At 41.3% G+C, this 20431-nt stretch carries 18 protein-coding genes; 7 read left to right on the forward strand and 11 right to left on the reverse strand.

Annotated elements, in window-relative coordinates:
• Nucleotides 1–34: 34 nt before the first annotated feature.
• Both FTV30_RS06635 and FTV30_RS06640 read right to left on the reverse strand, forming a co-directional pair.
• Entirely contained in the window at nt 35–2302 is a 2268-nt protein-coding gene (locus FTV30_RS06635) for an ankyrin repeat domain-containing protein (RefSeq protein WP_180001284.1), read from the reverse strand.
• A gap of 437 nt (nt 2303–2739) precedes the next feature.
• The gene (locus tag FTV30_RS06640; protein WP_153371732.1) at nt 2740–3984 is read right to left on the reverse strand and encodes an integrase arm-type DNA-binding domain-containing protein; all 1245 of its coding nucleotides are present in this window, start codon (nt 3982–3984) and stop codon (nt 2740–2742) included.
• 390 nt (nt 3985–4374) lie between these two features.
• On the opposite strand from FTV30_RS06640, the gene FTV30_RS06645 reads away from it, so the two are divergent.
• A complete protein-coding gene (locus FTV30_RS06645; RefSeq protein WP_074383277.1) occupies nt 4375–4557 on the forward strand; it encodes an Arm DNA-binding domain-containing protein in 183 nt (60 codons plus the stop codon).
• A gap of 906 nt (nt 4558–5463) precedes the next feature.
• Entirely contained in the window at nt 5464–5691 is a 228-nt protein-coding gene (locus FTV30_RS06650) for a hypothetical protein (protein ID WP_074383544.1), read from the forward strand.
• A gap of 16 nt (nt 5692–5707) precedes the next feature.
• On the opposite strand, the gene bioB is transcribed toward FTV30_RS06650, so the two are convergent.
• The 3 genes from bioB to queG all read right to left on the reverse strand — a co-directional run bounded on the left by bioB (nt 5708) and on the right by queG (nt 8258).
• Nucleotides 5708–6709, reverse strand: a complete 1002-nt coding sequence (gene bioB / locus FTV30_RS06655) for a biotin synthase BioB (RefSeq protein ID WP_074383276.1) — start codon at nt 6707–6709, stop codon at nt 5708–5710.
• Between the two features lie 144 nt (nt 6710–6853).
• A complete protein-coding gene (locus FTV30_RS06660; protein ID WP_100355385.1) occupies nt 6854–7054 on the reverse strand; it encodes a hypothetical protein in 201 nt (66 codons plus the stop codon).
• A 109-nt stretch (nt 7055–7163) separates the two neighbouring features.
• The gene (gene queG, locus FTV30_RS06665; protein WP_074383274.1) at nt 7164–8258 is read right to left on the reverse strand and encodes a tRNA epoxyqueuosine(34) reductase QueG; all 1095 of its coding nucleotides are present in this window, start codon (nt 8256–8258) and stop codon (nt 7164–7166) included.
• A gap of 23 nt (nt 8259–8281) precedes the next feature.
• Between queG and FTV30_RS06670 the strand changes: the two genes are divergently transcribed.
• Nucleotides 8282–9763 carry an NAD(P)H-hydrate dehydratase gene (locus FTV30_RS06670; protein WP_180001285.1) on the forward strand — a complete coding sequence of 494 codons (1482 nt, stop codon included), beginning with the start codon at nt 8282–8284 and terminating at the stop codon, nt 9761–9763.
• A 279-nt stretch (nt 9764–10042) separates the two neighbouring features.
• Here FTV30_RS06670 and ruvC read toward each other — a convergent pair whose 3' ends face one another.
• Nucleotides 10043–10588: a crossover junction endodeoxyribonuclease RuvC gene (gene ruvC / locus FTV30_RS06675; RefSeq protein WP_004278925.1), complete on the reverse strand. Its 546-nt coding sequence runs from the start codon at nt 10586–10588 to the stop codon at nt 10043–10045.
• Nucleotides 10589–10713: 125 nt separating this feature from the next.
• On the opposite strand from ruvC, the gene FTV30_RS06680 reads away from it, so the two are divergent.
• Together FTV30_RS06680 and FTV30_RS06685 are read left to right on the forward strand one after the other, a co-directional pair.
• On the forward strand, nt 10714–11280 hold the full coding sequence (locus tag FTV30_RS06680; protein WP_074383272.1) for an FxsA family protein: 567 nt from the start codon (nt 10714–10716) through the stop codon (nt 11278–11280).
• Between the two features lie 126 nt (nt 11281–11406).
• Nucleotides 11407–12045 carry a LysE family transporter gene (locus FTV30_RS06685; protein ID WP_074383271.1) on the forward strand — a complete coding sequence of 213 codons (639 nt, stop codon included), beginning with the start codon at nt 11407–11409 and terminating at the stop codon, nt 12043–12045.
• Here the strand turns inward: FTV30_RS06685 and FTV30_RS06690 are convergent.
• The 3 genes from FTV30_RS06690 to ahpF form a co-directional block, all read right to left on the reverse strand.
• Complete coding sequence (locus FTV30_RS06690; RefSeq protein WP_005097377.1) at nt 12029–12229, reverse strand: hypothetical protein; 201 nt, start codon at nt 12227–12229, stop codon at nt 12029–12031. The genes FTV30_RS06685 and FTV30_RS06690 overlap by 17 nt on opposite strands.
• A 146-nt stretch (nt 12230–12375) precedes the next feature.
• On the reverse strand, nt 12376–12624 hold the full coding sequence (locus FTV30_RS06695) for a hypothetical protein (RefSeq protein WP_074383270.1): 249 nt from the start codon (nt 12622–12624) through the stop codon (nt 12376–12378).
• Nucleotides 12625–12895: 271 nt separating this feature from the next.
• Nucleotides 12896–14461, reverse strand: a complete 1566-nt coding sequence (gene ahpF / locus FTV30_RS06700; RefSeq protein WP_180001286.1) for an alkyl hydroperoxide reductase subunit F — start codon at nt 14459–14461, stop codon at nt 12896–12898.
• 232 nt (nt 14462–14693) lie between these two features.
• Between ahpF and FTV30_RS06705 the strand changes: the two genes are divergently transcribed.
• On the forward strand, nt 14694–14912 hold the full coding sequence (locus tag FTV30_RS06705) for a DUF1653 domain-containing protein (protein ID WP_074383268.1): 219 nt from the start codon (nt 14694–14696) through the stop codon (nt 14910–14912).
• A 28-nt stretch (nt 14913–14940) separates the two neighbouring features.
• Here the strand turns inward: FTV30_RS06705 and FTV30_RS06710 are convergent, their stop codons facing one another.
• Nucleotides 14941–15147, reverse strand: coding sequence for a KTSC domain-containing protein (locus FTV30_RS06710; protein ID WP_074383267.1), 207 nt, complete (start codon nt 15145–15147; stop codon nt 14941–14943).
• A gap of 265 nt (nt 15148–15412) precedes the next feature.
• Nucleotides 15413–15976: an alkyl hydroperoxide reductase subunit C gene (ahpC, locus tag FTV30_RS06715; protein ID WP_005097370.1), complete on the reverse strand. Its 564-nt coding sequence runs from the start codon at nt 15974–15976 to the stop codon at nt 15413–15415.
• 489 nt (nt 15977–16465) lie between these two features.
• Here ahpC and hrpA point away from each other — a divergent pair, with 489 nt between their 5' ends.
• Complete coding sequence (gene hrpA / locus FTV30_RS06720) at nt 16466–20416, forward strand: ATP-dependent RNA helicase HrpA (protein ID WP_171255739.1); 3951 nt, start codon at nt 16466–16468, stop codon at nt 20414–20416.
• The last annotated feature ends 15 nt before the right edge of the window (nt 20417–20431 follow it).

The raw sequence follows: 20431 nt of genomic DNA on the forward strand, positions 1-20431 counted from the left end.
CATCAGTGAATTTTCTGATAGACGCTTTTCATTATTATGATACAGAAATTAATTCTTTTACTTGATTAGCATTAGAAAAATCAGCGATTTCATTTAAAAAGATACGACGTCCTTCATCTGCTTTTACATAGCTTTGTTCCAATTGTGCGCCGTGCTTTAGCATCAGATCGACAGCATAAGCATTATCTTTCTCAACAGCTAACATGAAGGGTGTATAGCCTTTAATTGGATGCTGAGCTGTATTCTGATTGGGATCGGCACCATATTGTAAAAGCAATTCAAAAATCTCGTAGGCATCGCAAACTTTTTTGTCTCCAAGAGAGAATTTTTTCACCTCTTCAAATAATACCTTTCTCGGATCATGGTTTGGTAGGCTCTGAATTTCTTTGTAGCTATCTATATCACTACCTCCGTTAGAATGGCGTCTAATTGAATCAGCAAGATATTTATCATTGGCTTGTTCAACTTTATGACCATTCAATATGCCAATCACACTTAAATTCTGGTAAAGCATTGAAATACCGTAAAGGCTAGTAATATTAGGATTAGCCCCATTCTCCAATAACAATTTTGCAAGTTTTGGTAGGTTTTCTTCAATAGCTAAATTTAAAGGACAGGTTTGTTTTTTCGCTGTACGTTCATTTAAAAGTGCTTTATCAAAACCACATTCGAATACATATTGGATAAAGGCATATGTCTCATCGGGGCTAGAATTAATGTGGTTTAATGCCAATAGCACGATACTTTCTTTGTTTGAAGTTAAGGCATTTATGTTGGCACCAGCTTCAATGAGTTTTCTAGCCGTAGAAAAATCTCCGATAGCGACAAAGTAGTGAAGCTGAGGCCATTTGCGTCTTTGTTCAATATCAATGTAAATGTTTGCATTTACTTTTTTAAAGTTAGGTCTAATATCTATAGAAACTGCAAGGTTCCCGATTTTTGGAATTAATCTCTTAATCTCCGTACCTTTGTCGCTAAAAGTCTCGGCAGTAAAGTATTTAAAGAACCCAACCAGCGTTGCTTCTTTTTCCCATTCTTCAAAAACAAAGTCAGTTTTAAAGCGGTCAGGGCGTTCAATTGGATCAAATATTCCAACCTTAAGCTCGAATTGGATCGCTAAATTTGAAATCTTTCCAATGAGTTTGTTTTGGCTCTCCACGAGTGAAGCAGTGCAAAGCATCTCATTTAGTAGTACTTCTAAATAACGCATATCACGATATAATAAACCATCCAAGCATAGTTCATATTCAGCGAGTGCTTCCTTAAATTGATATTCATATACCAAATTAATCGCTTTAGCCCAATGAATATATGGTAGTAGGTGAGCTAGTTCTTGGTGCTCGGTAAGGTACTTTTCGATTTGGTTTATCATCAATATATTTAGTTGAAACGTTGTTTCACCTGTTGAGCTATATACCATTGATGCTAAACGAGTATCAGTTTGATCAATACGTTTGATGTGTGTTCTATCAAAAAACACTTGAGTTAACTTCTGATATGAAAGAGGAATCTCCATTAAAAAAGGAAAATGTGTTTGTGCATTGGCAATCGCCATAGCGCTAAATATTAGTGCTTGGGTGTCATGTTGCGACATATGATGAGACTTTAATTTTTGGTTGTGTTGTTCGGCCAAAAACTGGATAAAGTTGCCATGTTGCAATGAGAACCCATATTTAATTTTTAAGGCTTGTAGCAAGCGTGCAAAACACAACAATTCATAATGCGTCTGCGATGATTCCGTATTGGTCAAAAATAGGCGTTTTAAGGTCGACGGCGTAGGTAAGGCATCTGGACGACCAAATTTGCTGATGTAATTTTTCTCATCAGGATTTAAATCATCACTTTTCCAAAAATTAGCAAAGTTTTCATCATTATTTTTTAGATAGCTTAAGCTTTCTTGAATAAAGTTTTCGCCTTTCCAGTGCTTAGTGATCCCCATTTGTGTAATACAAAAGCTTATGAGTTGATGAAGAGATGGAACTAAGTAATTCGACCATAGTGAATTTCGGATAGAATCAACATTCATCAAGGCAGTTAAGCGAGCATGTAATAGCATTGCATTATAGCGGTCTAACACATTACGTTTAAGCAATGTCGTGAACTGCAAATTTGTACGATCTGAAAACTCTTTTGGGCATAACTGCTCCAAAAATAAGTCTACATCATAGTGTGAAGTGAATAGTTTGTTTGATGAACCATCTAAGTGTTTAGAGTCTGTCTCCGAGAGTTGGCTCTTGGTATCCATGTGACTAAATAAATCACGAACAATCTCTATAGTTGTTGGAAATGTATTCTTTGGCATTGTAAAGCTCTGCGTATATCTGTCTTAAAGTTTAAATAGGCTTTTCGGTCACTAGGTGTACCTGGTATCGTAATCTTCTGTATTTGGTTTACAAGCAAAAAATCATGTTTTTTACCGGGTTTAAAAGATGCGATACCATCCTTGATGAGTTGCCGAATAAATTTGTTCAGTTCTTTGTCATTACTGTACTTTTTCATCGGAAATCCTAGATTAAGGGGATTGCTCCCCTTAATAATTACTTGGCATTACCACGGCCACCACCTGATGGGCGACCTGTTGTGCTTGGCCAGTTACCACCAGGGCCAGGGTGAGATGACGGTGGGCGATTATATTGAATTTTCATGAAATGAATCCTTTGAAATCATAGCGAATTTGCTATGACTCAAAAGATAGCTAAGTATGATTTTTTCTTCTTCTGAGAGAATGGAGTTTAATTTTTAAAAACTAATTTTGGCTTGTTCTAATACCCAGTTTTCATACTTCTGTAGATGCCCTCGCAACATATCCATGGGGCGAACGGTATAGTGCTTTTCAGCTAAAGCACTTGGTTTATGTCCAGATATTTGTGCAGTGACACCTACAGGAATATCTACCCATTCTGCCAATGATTTAAATGAACGTCTAAGACCATGTATTGTTAGCTGAATATCTATTTCATTACAGATTTTCTTAAACTCTTTGTAAGGATTAACGATGTATCCCGTCGCAGAGGTATTACTGCTAAATATATAAGATGAATCGCTGGTTTTTTTTAAGTCACGTAGTAATTTTTCTACGTATTTGGTCATAGGTATAATACGCCCATTATCTTCAACTTTATCCTTCAGATGGATCGTTTTCCACCTAAAATCTAAGTCTTCCCATGTAAGTGATAGAAACTCATCTTTTCTGGCCCCAGTTAATAGACAACAAATATAAAATGTAGCCAAGGCCTTATTTTGAGAATTGAGAACGGTAGAGAACCATATGTCTAACTGTTCTCTTAGGAGGCAATCTTTTCTTGCTTGAACTGGCTTTACTTTGGATCTTACTTTTTTAGATTTAATTGCATTTGTAGGTGCTATTCCTTGGAATCTATCATCTTCTTCACACCAATTTAAAAAGGCTCTAACGAGACGGAAAGCTTTACTAGCTGTAGTTTCTCGGTAATTATTATTCTGAAGCCATTCAGAAAAAAAGTTGTTATCAAGATCTGATAACCTTTTTTCTAATAATTCAAAAATAGGCTGAGGTTTATAGTGAAATTTTTTGATTTCATCAAATCCACCTTTTGATAGTAATAAATGATCGAGATAGGTGCGTTCTCTCCATCTTTCTTTATTTTCTTCAAGATAAATATTCCAAGCTTCTTTGAATAAAGTTTCTTTTCGTTTTTCAGTCTTAAGATATTCTTGGTCTGATTGAATGCGCTTATTTTTTTCAACTTTGGGGTCGATCCCTTGCGTACACATTACAGCAAGCTCTTTAGCTTTTTCACGAGCTTCAGTTAGTCGCCAATCTTTAATATTCCCAATAGTTATACGTCGTGTTGTAGACCCTACACGTCCCTGAAAGATATATGTCTTTTTATTGTTTGGGGTTACTTTTACCCCAAAACCACTGGTAGAGCTATCCCAATAGAAAGAAGGCTTTGAGTCAGATCGGCATTCTAGTTTTTCAATTGCTGGTTTTGTAAAATTCATATAGATACCAAAAAAATAAGCAATTAGTAAGCATATTTAAGATACTATAATCAACTTTAAAGGCCAATGGTTTAAAGAAACAGTTTCGTATCTTATTGTATGTAAAAATATATTTGATTTTTTTCTTGTGTGTCATTGTGTAGGCTGTAGAACTCATAATCCGTTGGTCGACAGTTCAAGTCTGTCTGGGCCCACCAAATTTTATATTTATATAGCTTTATATAAGATCTAAACCCTTAACTCTAAAAGAGTTAAGGGTTTTTTTATGTCTTAAGAATACTCAGGTAGACTCGTAGAAAAACACCCTATTCGTATCCTTGTTTGTATCATAAATTTAAAATATAACTCAGGATACAGGAGCCTAGTTTAATCTAGGAAAATCATAATTTTATGGCTAAATCTAAATTGCTCACAGATACCCAATTTGCAGTGTTAAAACCTAAAGAATTAGAGTATAGGGTTTCGGATATTATGGGTTTGTATTTAAAAGTCGTTGTAACAGGTAAAAATCATGGCAGTTGCGGTTTAAGAATACACTTGGTAAATGGACATAGCTTGGGACTTATCCAGTAATCTCAGTCAGAGAAGCATGTTCAATGGCCATTAAGTATTAAAATGGTGAACTCATTTTAAAAACTAAAAATGAGAAGTTATTGAAAGCTCAACAAAAAGAGAACCTATTTTTTGGTAATTTACTGATTAAATGGATGAAGACAAAGCAAGCTGTATGAACTGATAAAACTTATAAGAAAGAGTATCAGTCGATAGAAAAGCATATATTGCCAGTATTTTGTTATCGTCTATTCAAAGACATACCTGCTTCGGAGTGGAAAGGATTTTTCCAATAAAAACAATTAAATGAACAGATATTCAATCGATTTGAAAAACTAATTTCGTATTGTCGTAATGCTTATGATTTTACCATTGACGATAATTTAACTATTACACTTAAATAAAAATTAGGCAATATTTGAATCAACTTATAAAAAAGAGGTCTGGCTTCAATAGATGAGTTTTATGAGCCATTCTTGAGGATTTTTTATCTAGAAGAATTTTACCTCAGGAAAAAAGTTTATATTTATGAATGGACTGTGATGCACTTCAAAAAATATCAGGAAATAAGATTAAAAGTAGATGAAATGCATTTTACAACTGAGAAAATTATGCTAATAAATAAGAGATGATTTTTTAGTCAGAAATCATGATGTTTCAGGAAGGAATATCTTAAGAAGCGTATTAAAAAAATGATTAAACAGGAGTTTCAAGATGCTTCAGCTATTAAGAAAATTATTTTGCTTGCATATCTATGAGTACGAGCAAATGCAGGAAATCGGGGAACACAGGGAGTGTCGTAAGTGTGGGATCAATAAGGACTGATGTTTTACAAAAAAAAGTGAGCGAGGGCTCACTTTTTTTATGCTTATACTTGGCTAATTTCCGTTAAAATTAGAGTGAAATTCCAAGCTGATGATCGGGCATATGAGCAAAAATTTTCATGCAGATACCTATATCGTAGACAGCAATCTGGCAGATACGCTGCATTGGCTTAGTCTGCATCAAGACAGTTATGAGTCTTTTAGCTATGATGCAATCACTCAGGAGTTGGTGGTGCATCATGCCAATGGAATGGATCAAATCAGAGTTGGAGATTATCTGAATGCCCGCTATGGCATACTGATTACTGCACATAACTTTTCAGCGACTTAATTCACTCCTATATTGCTTAGCCTGCCATCGCATCGGTCGCCAATGCACGTACACTTGGTTTAGGCTGCTCTGCAACCAGACCTAATTTCTCAAATAGCTTTTGGTCACGACCTTGGGCAGTATTTGGGGTGGTCAAAAGTTTTTCACCCGAGAAAATGGAATTGGCACCGGCCATAAATGCCAGAGCCTGATCTGAATCGGTTAACGATTCACGGCCCGCAGAGAGGCGGATGTAGCTTTTTGGCATCAAGAGGCGCGCCACTGCAATGGTACGAATCCATTCAATAACATCCAGTTTTTCTACATCTGCCATTGGTGTGCCTTCAATTGGAACCAGCATATTGATCGGGACAGATTCAGGGTGAATGACCAGCGTGGCAAGTTCATATAATAAACCAATCCGGTCATTACGGCTTTCGCCCAGTCCGACAATACCGCCACTACATACTTTTAAACCGGCTTGACGCACATAATCCAAAGTATCGAGACGGTCATCAAAGCTTCGGGTACTGATAATATGTGAATAATATTCACGAGAAGTATCCAGATTGTGGTTGTAGTAATCCAGACCGGCATCTTTCAAACGTTCTGCTTGGGATGCATTCAACATGCCCAGTGTCATACAGGTTTCCAGACCGAGTGCTTTAACTTCCTGCACCATTTCCAGAACATAAGGCATATCGCGCTCATGCGGGTTACGCCATGCAGCGCCCATACAGAAACGAGAGCTTCCAGAAGCCAGTGCCTGTTTAGCCTCCTGAATGACTTTATCGACCGCGATACGTTTTTCAGCTTCTAGCTTGGAATCATAATGCGCAGATTGTGAACAGTATTTGCAGTCTTCAGGGCATTTGCCTGTTTTGATCGAGAGGAGGGTGCTGACCTGAACTGTATTGGCATTGAAGTGCTCACGATGAACCTGTTGCGCCTGAAACAATAAATCCATTAAAGGCTGCTGATACAGTGCCTGTATTTCTTCACGTGACCAATCATTGCGTACTGCATTACTCGTGTTCATATATCTGTCCTTGTTTGTGCTTATTTATCATTCACCTCATCTTAATAAAAATGTGTGTCTGCCTCACTAGCAAAATATGACCTTCTATAACGAACAAAGCCCACACGGGGTGGACTTTGTCATTATATTTAATCCTGAAATTTTTTATTCACGATGACCCCCATGAATATTCTGATTTTGCAGATCGTCACGATGCTGCTTGTTCAGCACTCGTTCATCCTGCTCATACTGATTGTTCTTAGGAGAATCGATTGGCCCATGTTGGGGCTGCTGCTGTTGTTGCTTCTGCTGTTTAAGCTGATCTAGCTGTTCGTGCTGTTGCTGTTTTTTATCTTGCTCTTGCATCTTCAGTCCCTCTCGTCATTTTTTCATCTCTTTCTTTATGACATAAAGTGATCAAATATTGTGTAAGCCTTATAAGAGATCGAGTGAGCCGAAGTAATAAATTGAAAATTTATGCTGTTTTGGTCAACTGTTCCTGAATCGCCCAATCAATATGCACCTGCACAATCTCGTCATGTAACGCCCGTTGATGTTGTAAAGCGTGAACAATCTTTTCATCAAAAGGTGCATTGCCCAGACCAATGGCGATATTGCGCATGAAGCTTTGATAACCTGTACGGCGCATTGGACTGCCTTCGGTCGCACTTAAGAAGGTGGTTTCATCCCATTGCCATAAATCTAGCAAGCTGACCTGATCCAGACCATGTCGTGGATGAAAATCTTCTACCGGGGTGACTTGGGCAAAACTGTTCCAAGGACAAATTAGCTGGCAATCATCACAACCAAAAACCCGGTTACCAATTCCGCGGCGCAAATCTTCTGGAATAATACCTTTATATTCAATGGTTAAGTAAGCTATACATCGCCGTGCATCCAGCATATAGGGCTCGACAATGGCCTGAGTTGGACAGATGTCGATACAGGCCGTACAGGAACCACAATGTTTACTGGCAGGCGCATCAAAAGGGAGGTCCAGAGAAGTAAATAGCTCTCCGAGCACAAAGAAAGAACCAGACTTTTTATGAATCAGCAGGGTATGTTTACCTGTCCAGCCCATGCCAGCACTTTCAGCCAGTGATTTTTCAAAAATGGGTGCAGAATCGGCAAAAGGGCGTGATTCAAAATCGCCAACTTTTTCCCGGATTTTTGTCGCTAAGTTTTTGAGCCGACCGCGCATGATCTTGTGGTAATCCCGACCACGGGCATAACGCGCAATAATCGCGGAATTGGGTGCATACGGAACGTAACGTGGCTTTGGAGTCTCGACCAGATAATCCATACGCACGCAGATAATGCTGCGCGTGCCGGGGACAAGTAAGGCAGGATTGGCACGTTTTTCCAGATTATCTTCCAGAAATTTCATGTCGCCATGATAGCCACGATCCAGATATTCCTGTAAGCGCGCTAATTCTGCTTGAGCATCTGGTTTGGCAATGACACAATCAGAAAACCCCAATTCTAGCGCCTGCGCTTTAATCCAGGCTTTTAGCTCGGCTGGATCTTGTTGATAGACTTGAATTTGTGCGTAAGAATCGGGAATTGTCATAAACCAAAGACAGGGAATAAAAAATGCAGCAACAAGTTTACCATAGCCCTGTTTATCATAGCCAAAGTATTCAAGCATGGGAGCAGCGTTGGTTTCAGCAGCAAAATAGTTCCTATGGTTTGATGCAGCAGGTGGCTTGGTCAGTCACACAGCGTCTGAGTGTGCTATTTAAAGAAAAAAATATACAGAAAATAGCGGTGTGTTGTGGTCAGGGCAATAATGCTGGCGATGGTTATCTGATTGCAAAATATTTAAAACAGGCCGGTTTCGATGTAGATATTTATGCGGCTGAAAAAGGTCAATCAGTGGACTTGGCCAAAGCTTGGCAAGAAGCGCTGGATGCTGGATTGAAAGTAGGGCCGCATTTTCAGTTTAAGCATGAATATGACGCTTATATCGATGCCTTATTTGGCATTGGTTTAAATCGTGAGCTGGATGCGAACTGGCAATCCATCATCCAATTGATCAATGACCAGAAAGGTCTCAAAATCGCGGTTGATATACCGAGTGGACTGCATGCCAATACCGGTCAGCCTTTGCCTATTGCGGTTAAAGCGGATTTTACCTATACGGTTTTGGGCTTAAAGGCAGGACTGTTTACCGGACAAGCTAAGGAATATGCCGCTAAGGTTGAACTGATTTCTGCCATTCCAGTTGATGCCGAACTGCAACCAGTTGCCAAACTTTCCTCACAGCAGATTAAATTACCGAAACGTGAAGCCTTTGGTCATAAAGGCAGTTATGGTCATGTGCTGGTGGTGGGGGGGCATGCTGAAATGGGCGGAGCAGTGATTATGGCAGCAGAAGCGGCATTTGCTGCCGGAGCAGGTAAGGTCACCATTGTCTGTGATGCGAAACACCATACCGCCATTTTGTCTCGTGCGCCGAATATTATGCTGCGTGATATTAATGCTCTCAACATAGAGCAGCGCACAGCCTTAATTCAGCAGGTCGATGCAGTCTGTTTTGGTATGGGCATGGGACGTGATCAATGGGCAAAAGAGCAATATCAGGCATGGTTTGATTTAATTCGAAATTCAGACTTAGACATTGTTTTAGATGCAGATGCATTGTGGTTTTTAGCCAAACAGCCGCAACAATTAAATTCTAAAACTTACAGTACACCGCATCCGGGTGAAGCGGCAACTTTACTTGATTGTAAAACCTTGGACATTGAAACAGATCGGATTCAAGCGATTCATGCCTTAAGGCAGAAGTATGGTGGGCAATGGGTGCTAAAAGGTTCAGGTAGCCTGATTCTGGAACAACAGCTGTATATTTGCACTGCCGGGAATGCGGGCATGGGAACAGGTGGTATGGGCGATGTGCTGGCCGGGATGATTGCCAGTCTAAAGGCACAATTTGCTCAATCCATTCATTTGCATGAAATTGTGACGCTGCATGCACTGGCAGGGGATGAACTGGCCAAAAACGGCGAACGTGGTTTGCAGGCGCAGGACATGAAACATGCAATTTATCAGGTGGTTAATCGTCAAGGCGGCTAATCTGTCTGCAATCAAGCTGAAAATTTCAGGCCAAGTGCGAGGTGTGGGGTAGCGCTACTGGTTTGCTGAGTAGGCTGTGGCACTCGATTTAAAAGGCTAGGTGAAAAATTTAAGTAGTGGTGAAGTGGAGGCTTGTTATTGTTGGCGCAGATTCACCGCTTCAGGAAATGATTGCACGAAGTTGACAAAGAGCCTGCTTGTGCAATCGGACAAGCAATTATTCCAGAGCATCTGCAACCCGACTTAGGTATTCAAGGCTTTAAAATACGGCGCTAAACATTAACGACGACGGCTGCTGACCCGACTGCGGCCACGTGCCATGCCGCCCAAAGCATTGAGTACCGCCATTTTACTCATACTACCTGAGGCATGTGCATGACAAATGGCAGCCGCCAGTGCATCGGCGGCATCCTGTTGCGGTTTGATGCTGAGTTTTAAAATATTCATCACCATCATCTGTACCTGCTCTTTATCAGCAGCGCCATAACCCACTACAGACTGCTTGATCTGGCGCGCCGTATATTCAGCAACTTTTAAATCCAGATTGACCAGCGCGGCAACAGCAGCACCACGGGCCTGACCCAGTTTCAAGGCAGAATCCGGATTTTGTGCCATAAAGACCTGTTCTACTGCGGCTTCTGTTGGGCCATAAAATTTTACAATCCGCTCTACACCGGCAAAAATTCGTTTTAAACGTTCAGGCATTTCCGTGGTTTCGGTGCGGATCGTACCGGCATCGACAAAAGTCAGTTTGGAGCCGTCTTTTTCGATAATTCCGTAACCGGTTAAACGAGAACCGGGGTCAATCCCAATAATTAATGACATGCCTGCACTTTAAAAATAGAATAATGCCCATATTGTTACATAAGCGTATCAAAAAAGCTTGATCCTGATGAAGCAGTTGATTACATCATCCTATTATTTATTTTACTGAGATTAGATTAATTTTCATGAAATTATTTCTTATTATCCTTGCAGGCTTAATCCTAGAAGTATTTGTCTGGATTGGCGTGGGTGACCTCGTCGGGAGCATGTGGTACGTATTTTTCTGGTTTGTGGCTGCATTTTTTATTGGTATGAACCTGATCCGTAAATATTCGGCCGGTGTGATGCCACAGATGCAGCAAATGCAAATGGGGCAGATGAATGCAGATCCTGCATTAACAGGAAATTTACCTAAAATTTTAGCAGGCTTCTTCCTGCTTCTTCCTGGCTTAATTAGCGATGTACTGGCGGTATTAATGCTGATTCCAGCCGTGCAGCAGGTATTTAAAGCTGCCATGATGAAGGCGATGATGAAACGTCAGCAGGCCATGATGGAAAAAATGATGGGTGGCATGATGGGCGATATGGGGCGCGCGCAAGGCCAGAACCCCTTTGCCGAGATGATGCGTCAAATGCAGGATATGCAAAACCAGCAAGCAGGTCGTGGTGATTCAACCATCATTGATGGTGAAGCGCGTGAAGTGAAGCCTGAAGCGAAAAAAATTGAAATGAAAGATATCAATCCAAAATAAGATATCCATCTGCAAAGTTCAAAAGGTTGTATTTAAACCGAATCTGATGATTCGGTTTTTTATTGGAATATTCTCATTAGTTTGAACAAACGTTATAATCATTTTTTATAATTTAACGCTATTTTAATGTCTCTGCTTTTTACCATCTGCCTTCTGCATTTTGTTGCTCAACTAAGTCCTGGCCCTGATGTTCTACTGATCGCCAAAAGTGCTGCATCTACCACACGCCAAAATGCCCTGAAAATTATTGCAGGTATTTCGGCCGGTATTGTCGTGTGGGTGGTACTGACACTGGCCGGATTTACCGTTTTAATCGAGCAGTTTCCATGGGTCCAGCAGGTCTTGATGCTGCTCGGTGGAGTATTCCTGGCAAAAATGGGCTGGGCAATGCTCAAAGGTGGTGTGCGCAGTTTTAGGAATAAACATCAGCCCGAAGATGATTCCAATGAACTGGCACAACCCAAAAATTACTTTATGTTGGGTCTATGGACCAACCTCTCTAATCCTAAAACGCTGATCTATTTTAGCAGCGTATTTTCACTGGCACTGAGTTCGTCAGCCTCGGAATATCTGAAAGCACAACTCGCGGTGATTATTCCCTTGCAGACTTTTATCACTTTCGCTTTACTCATGTTGCTGATTTCACAGCCGAAAATTAAAGCTCTGTATCAGCGTTCAGGGAGTTATATTGATATCGTTTCAGGCGGGCTATTTTTACTCTTTGCGTTATGGTTATGGTATGACGCGCTTATTTTGATGAATTAACTGGATGATCATCCAAAGTGGATTCGGTGGATATAAGTGAAGAAGACACTAAATTTTCTTGTGTTTTAACCGCTGTTTGATAGCGATTGGGTCTTAAGCTGGTTTCGGTATTTTCAGAACCCTGATAGCTGCGGCTACGGTTGGCACGCTCGCGTAATCCACCTTTTTTAATTAACTGAACCATTGCATATCTCCCATTCCAAGATCTGCTATTGTAAATCAAATCTGGCAGCTATGAATCGGTTTTTCTGTATAGCGATACTGGTATTAAAGCACCATAAAAAAAGACCTGTTTTTCGGAACAGGTCTCTCAATCAGAGCTAAATAAAATTAACGAAGGCCTTTATTTTCTTCTTGTAAAACATCGAGCATAGAGTGTTGTACGGGAACTTCTTGTTGTTGTGATTGCACATAGACGTGTACCACTTTAAATACGATCGCTGTAGCAAGACAGGCCACCAGACACAAAATCCAGAAGCCAAAAGGACTGCGAATATGATGCGAACCGCAATTTGGACATGATTTTTCTGTAGATTCCACTACTTTTTCGCAGCAGGCACATTGATATTGGTAGTGCATTGTTCTTCTCCCAGGATGTTATCCTTTTTTATTCTTCGATCATGAAAGATGATTTATCACCCTATCATAGGAGAGCTTTCGCAGGCTTGCAATACGAGATTATCGACAGTTACAGACCATCTATACAGAATCAAAATTAATGACATGCTTATGACAAGATTAGCAAGAAGATGAATGGACGCAGTGCTTATAAAATATACTTAATCTAAACAGGTAGTTATTGAAAAATAAAGCCCGCTTCAAGCGGGCTTTATTAGGGTTTTGTTAAGGATTACTGACCTGAACGGATGATGTAATCAAATGCAGACAGTGATGCTTTCGCGCCTTCACCTGTGGCAATGATGATCTGCTTATACGGAACAGTAGTACAGTCACCTGCTGCAAATACACCTTTCACATTGGTTTCGTTGCGTTCGTTAATCAGGATCTCACCACGATTTGACAATTCAACCGCTGTTGCTTTTAAGAAATCGGTATTCGGCAACAAACCAATCTGTACGAAGATACCCGCCAATTCAACAGTGTGCTCTTGGTCAGTCGTACGGTCTTTGTATTTCAGTGCAGTCACTTGTGAACCGTCACCCACCACTTCAGTCGACAAGGCATTTTTAATCACCGTGGTGTTTGGCAGGCTTGTTAATTTGTCTTGCAACACCTGATCCGCACGCAGTTTAGTATCAAATTCGACCAAAGTCACATGCTCTACAATCCCTGCAAGATCAATCGCAGCTTCAACACCTGAGTTACCCCCACCGATTACCGCAACACGTTTGCCTTTAAACAATGGACCATCACAGTGTGGGCAGTAGGCCACACCACGGGTTTTGTATTCCTGCTCACCCGGAACATTCATTTCTCTCCAGCGTGCACCGGTCGACAGAATCACGGTTTTCGATTCCAGTTTGGCACCATTCTCTAAAGTGACTTCTACCAGACCATTGGCCGTTTCATCTGCACCTTTGATGTTAGAGACACGTTGCAGGTTCATGATGTCGACACCGTATTCTCGTACGTGTGCTTCCATTTCAGCAGCAAACTTGGGACCTTGGGTTTTCTGAATCGAGGTATAGTTTTCGATGTCCATGGTGTCCATGACCTGACCGCCCATGCGCTCAGCTACGATACCGGTTTTAATGCCTTTACGCGCTGCGTAGATGGCAGAGGTATTCCCTGCAGGACCACCACCAATCACCAGTACATCAAAAGCATCTTTGGCATTGAGCTTTTCAGCCTCTTTTGCTGCAGAGTTGGTGTCCAGTTTTGCCACGATTTCTTCCAAAGTCATACGACCCTGACCGATATGCTGGTTGTCCTGGAACACCATCGGCACCGCCATGATTTTGCGTTCTTCCACTTCATCCTGAAAGAAGGCCCCATCAATCATGGTGGCTGTTGTACCCGGGTTGTAAATTGCAATCAGGTTTAAGGCTTGAACCACATCCGGACAGTTATGGCAGCTGAGTGATACAAATACATCAAAATCAGATTGGATGTTTAAAGATTTAATCGAAGCCAGAACTTCGTCCGATACTTTCGGTGCATAACCAGAGCTTTGCAGTAAAGCCAGAATCAGTGAGGTGAATTCATGCCCCATTGGCAGACCTGCGAAGAATACACGTGGCTGTTCACCGGCTTTGGCAATCCCGAAGCTTGGGGCACGTTTGTTGGTACCATCAAAGCGAGCGGTTACTAAATCAGATAATGCTGCGATTTCTTCAACCAGTTCTTTAATTTTGGCTGATTTGTCTGACGCATCAAGAGTCGCCACTAATTCAATCGGGCCCTCTAAGCGTTCTAAAAGTGTTTTTAATTGAGCTGAAGTATTTTGGTCTAACATTGCTAACGTCTCCAAAGGAGTAAATGTTGATTTGATAAAGCTATATTAAGTGAATTCAATAAATAGGTAAAACAGTTTGTTTTTATTTATTTGATCGGATTTACAGATTTATTAGGCATTCATCATTAATTTCAAAGTTCTATATGCGGTCAAAACTTGAATTTTCAAGGAGTTTGCACTGATCTGAGTGATTTTCAGTTAAAATTTGAAAGGATTACAGGAGAATCAAAGCATGGAATTACAACGCGGCATTTATCAGCATTATAAAGGGCAGCATTATCAGGTCTTATATGTAGCAACGCACAGTGAGACAGAGGAAAAACTGGTGGTATATCAATGCCTGTATGGGGATTATTCGATTTGGGTTCGGCCATTAAGCATGTTTACTGAAACGATCACCACCAGTGATGATCGTGAAGTGGAACGCTTTCAGTTGATTCAGGCACTTTAAGTTGTCTGAATCAGGCGTAAAAGATGGATTAATCCATATAAATTTTGGTGAAATTTAAATCGTATTCAAGATATTTTTGTACAAAAGCCGCTTTGTCTTGGCGCCTGAGCAGGTTGTCATAAATAAACGTAGGTACCGGGTGAAAGAGTGCAGCATGGCCATTATTATAGACGATTTTTAGGTGCCGGCTTGAAGCATTATAAGTCCAGGAAATTACAGTAAGCAGTTTTTGCATAGGCTTTCCTCCACTGAGTCATTATTATCATCTTCATATTTCGAACTTAGGCGATCTAGCTATGAAGATGTAGAGCTGAATTGTAATACTGTGGCGCTGATGTTAAGAAAAGCGTTGCAATATGTATGCCGAGATGCTGGAGATGACAGTGTGGAATTACACTTGTATTGATGGATTAAAAATGTGAATTGTAAAAATATCTACGTGCATAAAAAAACCACGCTATATAGCGTGGTTTTTTTGAATCAGTTTAATCTAATAAAAATTAGATTTTACCAACTAGGTCGATTGAAGGAGCAAGAGTTGCGTCGCCTTCTTTCCATTTAGCTGGGCAAACTTCACCTGGGTGAGCGTGTACGTATTGAGCTGCTTTAACTTTACGAAGAAGTTCTTGAGCATCACGGCCGATACCGCCAGCATTGATTTCAACGATTTGGATTTTACCTTCTGGATCGATAACGAAAGTACCGCGGTCAGCAAGGCCATCAGCTTCGATTAATACGTCAAAGTTTTTAGCAAGCGTCCAGTTCGCATCACCAACCATTACGTATTGGATTTTTTTGATTTCTTCTGAAGAATCGTGCCAAGCTTTGTGAGTGAAATGAGTGTCAGTAGAAACTGAGTAGATTTCAACACCTAGTTTTTGGAATTCAGCGTAGTTGTCAGCAAGGTCACCAAGTTCAGTTGGGCAAACGAAAGTGAAGTCAGCTGGGTAGAAGAATACAACTGACCATTTACCTTTAAGATCAGCTTCAGTCACTTCGATAAATTGACCATTTTGGAATGCAGTTGCTTTAAATGGTTTAACTTCAGTATTAATTAAGCTCATCATTGTCTCCATGATTGAGGTTTGTTTTGAATTTCAATTAGCTTATAGAAATTTACTTTATTGGTGAAATGGTATTTTTACATTACAAAAATCGGAAAAACCGAATCATGTAAAAATTCTCCATTTTCACAAAATAGCTTTGTTCATTGAGTAGCATCAAGATGATGGCTTCATGACAAAATTATCTCTTTTTCCTCGTGCTAACAAACATGATGCTGAAACTGAAAAATTCAAGGGCAAATCAGGAAAAAAATCCTGTTTTCCTCAAAATACTCTCGATATCAATTTAAAAATTAGGTTTATGCTTAAACTTAATCATGTGGACAGGTGAGAGTAGCGGGGTAATTTGCTCGATTTACTACGCCGAATTAAGGGAAATGAGACGAGTAAAGCCAATTTGTCCGGCACTTAACAGAACTACGACTATCTGAAAGCTAATGAACCAAGTAAAATAAACTTTTCCGGTTTTTTGATGTGGGTGTTTTCTCTGTGCAGAGTCATTTAAATGTAGATCAATGGATAATGGCGCGTGACCGTCACCGTTTAAATCGACTGAAGAAGGGGAAAGATGCCAATGCCAAGCAGTATCAGGAACTATTTGAAAAATCCAATCTGAAAGTGCGGCAGCGGCTGGAACGTCTTCCAGACATCAAGCTGAATCAGGACCTGCCCGTTACCCAATACGCTGACAAGCTGATAGCCGCGATTCAAAAGCATCAGGTCATTATTGTGGCTGGCGAAACCGGTTCTGGTAAAACCACACAATTACCGCAAATTGCCATGCTGGCTGGACGCGGCCTGACTGGTCTGATTGGACATACCCAGCCACGCCGACTGGCGGCTCGAAGCGTATCACAGCGTATTGCTGAAGAAGTTGGCGAAAAACTCGGGGAATCAATTTCCTTTAAAGTGCGTTTTACTGAACAGGGTTCCCAAGATTCAATTGTACGCTTGATGACTGACGGTATTCTGCTTGCCGAACTGACGCATGACCGCTACCTAAGCAAATATGACACCATTATTATTGATGAAGCACATGAACGTTCGCTGAATATCGACTTCATTATGGGCTATCTGAAGCAGTTACTGCCGCGTCGTCCAGACCTGAAAGTCATCATTACGTCTGCCACACTGGATGTAAACCGTTTTAGTAATTACTTTAATGGTGCACCCATTTTTGAAGTAGAAGGCCGTAGTTTCCCGGTTGAACTGCGTTATCGCCCGATCTCGGAAATGAGCATTGGCGGCAGCGATGATGATGAATTTGATGACTTCGAAGAAAACTTGCCGCGTGCTGTGGTTAAAGCGGTAGAAGAATGTTTTCAGGATGCACAAGAAAAAGGCCATCCCGAACATGCCGATATCCTGATTTTTGCCAGTACAGAACAGGAAATTCGCGAGCTACAGGAAACCCTGATCAAGCATGGACCACGGCATACTGAAGTCTTAACCTTATTTGCCCGTTTAGCCTTGGCAGAGCAGCAAAAAATCTTTAATCCTTCCGGTGGTGGGCGACGTATTATTATTGCCACCAACGTCGCGGAAACAGCGTTGACTGTACCGAATATTCGTTATGTAATTGATAGTGGTTTTGCGCGTATTTCACGTTATAACTATCGTTCACGGGTGCAGCGCCTGCCGATTGAAGCCGTTTCTCAGGCTGCAGCCAATCAGCGTAAAGGTCGTTGTGGTCGTATTGCGCCCGGTGTTTGTATCCGCCTGTATTCAGAAGACGACTTTCTGAGCCGTCCGGAATTTACTGAACCTGAAATCAAGCGTACCAATCTGGCATCGGTGATTTTGCAGATGCAGAGTCTGGGTTTAGGCTCGCTGGAGGACTTTGATTTTATCGAACCACCGGATCACCGTCTGGTGAATGATGGCCGTAAGTTGCTGATTGAGTTGGGGGCAATGAATGAGAAAAAATCAAATCCCCCTAAATCCCCCTTTGATAACGGGGGACTTGAGAAAGCAGCTCTTGCGACAGAAAAAACCTCCTTTAACAACGGAGGACTTCAAAGCAGTGGATTAACCAAAATCGGTCAGCAAATGGCAAAAATGCCGATTGACCCACGTCTGGCCCGTATGATTTTGGGTGGCGCACATTTTGGTGTTTTAAACGAAGTCTTGATTATTGTTGCGGCGCTCGCGGTGCAAGATCCGCGTGAACGTCCTGCAGACAAACAAATGCAGGCCGACCAGAAACATGCCTTGTTCCGTGAAGCTGATTCTGACTTTTTGTTCTATATAAAACTCTGGGAAACATTGCACGGCAATCGCGAAAGTATGAGTGAGAATAAACGCCGTACATTTGCGCGGAATCATTTCTTGAGCTGGCTGCGTTTACGTGAATGGAAAAAAACCCATGAACAACTGGTGGACTTGGCTCAAGGTCTAAAACTGTCATTTAATGACAAAGCTGCCAGTTATGAAAATCTGCATCGTGCATTACTCACCGGCTTATTGTCGTTTATTGCCAACAAGACCGATGAACGTAATGTGTTTATGGCGGTACGTCAGCAGAAAGCCCGGATTTTCCCGGCATCGACTTTGCATAAGAGCAATACGCCGTGGGTCATGGCTTTTGAGATGGTGGAAACCTCGCAAGTGTATTTACGCACTCTGGCCAAGATTGAACCGGAATGGATACTGCTAGCCGCCCGCGATCTGCTCAAGCATCATTATTTTGAACCGCACTGGTCGAAAAAAGCCGGTGTGGTGAACGCTTATGACCAGATTTCATTATTTGGTCTGATCATTGAGCCAAAACGAGCAATCAATTATGAAAAAGTCGATCAGGCTGCGGCGCATGAAATTTTCTTACGCGATGCTTTAACTACGGGTCATCTCGGTATTAGTCCGCCATTTTTAAAGCATAACTTGCTTAAACTGGAAGAAGTCGAACGGGTTGAGGATAAATTGCGTCGTCGTGATCTGGTGGTAGACGAAGAAACCATTTACCAGTTCTATGCATCTAAAGTGCCAGCTGAAGTGGCCAGCCGCCGTACTTTTGAAGACTGGCGTGCCACAGTAGAGCCGCAAAATCCGCGTTATTTATTTGTTGATGATGATGCATTATGGCTGAATGATCGTCCAACCACACAGCAATTTCCTGACTATTTACGTAATGGTGAACTTCGTCTGGCAGCGACCTATCGCTTTGACCCGAGTCATGATGAAGATGGCGCGACAGTTAAAATTCCACTGCAAGCCTTGGCTCAGGTAGATGAATCAATCTGGTCCTGGGGAATTCCAGGCTGGCGTCTGGACCTGATTGAAGCATTGCTAAAAGGCTTGCCGAAGGACAAGCGCCGTAATCTGGTGCCAATTCCAGATACTGCACGAAAACTCATGGCAAAAGTCGATGTACAGGATCTGCAGAAACATATCTTTGGTTTCCTGGCGTTCCAGTTACGTGGCGATCAAATCACTGAGAAAGATTTCAGCTTTGACCGGGTCGAACAGTATCTGTTACCGTTTATTAAAGTCACTGATGAAAAAGGTCGTGTCATTGAACAGGGTCGTGATTTGTCAGAGCTGAAAGCACGTTGCCGGGCTGAAACCCATAGTCCGGTCAAGCAGCTGAAAGGTGAATTTAAAACCTTCCCGGAAAGTTTTGTGTTTGAAGCCTCACAAAAAGTCACGGGTGTCGTGGTCAAGCAGTATCAGGCGCTGGTGCCGACCAAAGCCTTTGCTGCACTGGAGCAAAAAGATGAGTCGGGCGTGGTGATTCAGACCTTTAACGATCAGGCGGAAGCGATCAAAAAACATCGTGAAGGGGTGATCCGACTGGTGCATATGCAACTGGGAGACCTGATTCGCCAGTTAAAAAAACAGATCTCCAAACCTTTGGCACTGGCTTATTCGCCACTCGGTGACAAGGCCCAACTAGAACAAATGTTAGTTTATGCCACACTGCAAGTGTCCATGAATGAGCTACCTGTCAATGCGCAAGAGTTCCAAAAACTGGTTGAAGATGTAAAAAAATCTTTCTTAAGTCATGGGCAAGTTACCCTGAAAGAGATTACAGATATTTATATCCAGTGGCAGGAAATCCGCCGGAAATTATTGGTTTTAGACCATTCTGTGTTTGAGAAAAATATCAATGATATTGAAGATCAACTTGATTTAATGAGTCTTTCTGACTTTGTATATCGTAAACCATCCGATGTATGGATCGAATTTCCACGTTATTTAAAAGCTTTGATCTTGCGTTTAGACCGCTTGCCCAATAATCTACAAAGGGACAATTCCGCCATTGACCAAATTGATCAATGGATGGAAAAATTGTTCAAGTTTAAAGATGACCCTCGTCTGAAAGAATTGTACTTCATGGTCGAGGAGTTAAGAATCTCATTGTTTTCACAACCGATGAAAACAAAAGCACCCGTGTCTCCAACTCGCTTGCAAAAAGTATGGGATCGTCTTGGAATCAGTTAAGATATAGGTAATTCA

It is taken from the genome of Acinetobacter sp. YH12255 (genome assembly GCF_013417355.1).
In the GTDB taxonomy this organism is placed as follows: Bacteria; Pseudomonadota; Gammaproteobacteria; order Pseudomonadales; family Moraxellaceae; genus Acinetobacter; species Acinetobacter pseudolwoffii.

Excerpts from the sequence above, each read along its gene's own strand:
- FTV30_RS06685 (WP_074383271.1), top strand. The coding sequence starts at position 11,407 with ATGTCTCTGCTTTTTACCATCTGCCTTCTGCATTTTGTTGCTCAACTA.
- FTV30_RS06645 (WP_074383277.1), top strand. The coding sequence starts at position 4,375 with ATGGCTAAATCTAAATTGCTCACAGATACCCAATTTGCAGTGTTAAAA.
- FTV30_RS06710 (WP_074383267.1), bottom strand. The coding sequence starts at position 15,147 with ATGCAAAAACTGCTTACTGTAATTTCCTGGACTTATAATGCTTCAAGC.
- ahpF (WP_180001286.1), bottom strand. The coding sequence starts at position 14,461 with ATGTTAGACCAAAATACTTCAGCTCAATTAAAAACACTTTTAGAACGC.
- bioB (WP_074383276.1), bottom strand. The coding sequence starts at position 6,709 with ATGAACACGAGTAATGCAGTACGCAATGATTGGTCACGTGAAGAAATA.
- FTV30_RS06635 (WP_180001284.1), bottom strand. The coding sequence starts at position 2,302 with ATGCCAAAGAATACATTTCCAACAACTATAGAGATTGTTCGTGATTTA.
- FTV30_RS06690 (WP_005097377.1), bottom strand. The coding sequence starts at position 12,229 with ATGGTTCAGTTAATTAAAAAAGGTGGATTACGCGAGCGTGCCAACCGT.
- FTV30_RS06705 (WP_074383268.1), top strand. The coding sequence starts at position 14,694 with ATGGAATTACAACGCGGCATTTATCAGCATTATAAAGGGCAGCATTAT.
- FTV30_RS06680 (WP_074383272.1), top strand. The coding sequence starts at position 10,714 with ATGAAATTATTTCTTATTATCCTTGCAGGCTTAATCCTAGAAGTATTT.
- ruvC (WP_004278925.1), bottom strand. The coding sequence starts at position 10,588 with ATGTCATTAATTATTGGGATTGACCCCGGTTCTCGTTTAACCGGTTAC.
- FTV30_RS06640 (WP_153371732.1), bottom strand. The coding sequence starts at position 3,984 with ATGAATTTTACAAAACCAGCAATTGAAAAACTAGAATGCCGATCTGAC.
- FTV30_RS06695 (WP_074383270.1), bottom strand. The coding sequence starts at position 12,624 with ATGCACTACCAATATCAATGTGCCTGCTGCGAAAAAGTAGTGGAATCT.
- queG (WP_074383274.1), bottom strand. The coding sequence starts at position 8,258 with ATGACAATTCCCGATTCTTACGCACAAATTCAAGTCTATCAACAAGAT.
- FTV30_RS06670 (WP_180001285.1), top strand. The coding sequence starts at position 8,282 with ATGCAGCAACAAGTTTACCATAGCCCTGTTTATCATAGCCAAAGTATT.
- FTV30_RS06660 (WP_100355385.1), bottom strand. The coding sequence starts at position 7,054 with ATGCAAGAGCAAGATAAAAAACAGCAACAGCACGAACAGCTAGATCAG.
- ahpC (WP_005097370.1), bottom strand. The coding sequence starts at position 15,976 with ATGAGCTTAATTAATACTGAAGTTAAACCATTTAAAGCAACTGCATTC.
- FTV30_RS06650 (WP_074383544.1), top strand. The coding sequence starts at position 5,464 with ATGAGCAAAAATTTTCATGCAGATACCTATATCGTAGACAGCAATCTG.